This window comes from Pseudomonas huaxiensis (assembly GCF_003231275.1).
In the GTDB taxonomy this organism is placed as follows: Bacteria; Pseudomonadota; Gammaproteobacteria; order Pseudomonadales; family Pseudomonadaceae; genus Aquipseudomonas; species Aquipseudomonas huaxiensis.
The window spans coordinates 1-1,024 of the sequence record NZ_QKVL01000138.1 but is presented as its reverse complement, the minus strand read 5'-3'; the positions used below and the strand labels follow the sequence as shown (position 1 = coordinate 1,024).

1 protein-coding gene is annotated in these 1,024 nt (G+C 64.6%); it reads left to right on the top strand.

All coding sequences use genetic code 11. The features are described from left to right. Nucleotides 1-1,024: immunoglobulin-like domain-containing protein (locus DM374_RS32570; RefSeq protein ID WP_177431649.1), on the top strand; the 1,024-nt coding region annotated here is incomplete at both ends.

The window sequence follows — 1,024 nt, the reverse complement described above, 5'->3', positions numbered from 1 at the left end:
CCCGGTCGGCAGCAGCAGCGGCACCGCCCAGTTCACAGCGCCAAATGACGTATACAAGGGCGAGACGCCGATCAGCACCACCATCACCGGTGTGAGCGGCGGCGACTTCGAAAGCCTGGTACCGAATACTGCCCCGGCGGTGACCACCGTCACCGAAAGCACCGACACCACCGGCCTGAGCATCAGCGCCACCGGTACCGTCGCCGAAGGCGGCCAGATCATCTACACCGCCACCCTGACCAACCCGGCCGGCACCGCGACCACCGTCACCCTGTCCAACGGCGCGATCATCGTCATCGCCGCCGGCCAGACCACCAACAGCGTGGCGTTCGCCGCCCCGGCGGACGACGTTTACAAAAGCGCGGGGAACATCAGCGTCACTGTCGACAAAGTCGATGGCGGCAACTTCGAGAACCTGGCGGTCAGTGGTACGCCTGCTGTCACCAGCGTGACCGACACGTTCGACACCAGCACCGTCGTCCTCACCGCCACCCCGAGCGTGACCGAAGGCGGCGTGGTGACCTACACCGCGTCCGTGACGGCGCCGGTTACCGGCACGCCAGTCACCGTCACCCTCGCCAACGGACAGACCATCGTTATTCCGGTCGGCCAGAGCTCGGCCTCGGTTGACTTCAGCGCACCGAACAACGTCACCGTCACCAACCCGGCGCTGACCAACAGCATCACCGGCGTGAGCGGCGGCAACTACGAAAACCTCGTTGCAGGCACCGGCACGACCACCACCACGGTCACCGATGATCCGGCTCGCCTCGACACCACTGGCCTGACCTTGTCCGCGACTGGCTCTGTTCAGGAAGGCGGCAGCATCGTTTACACCGCCAAGCTGACCAACCCGGCTGGCACCGAGATGAAGATCACCTTGAGCAACGGTGAAACCATCACCATCGCCAAGGATGCCACCGAAGGCTCCGTCACCTTCGCTGCACCGAAAGATACTGTTTACGTCGACGCCGGTAGCGTCAGCGTGACTATCACCGGCACCACTGGCGGCGACTTCGAGCAC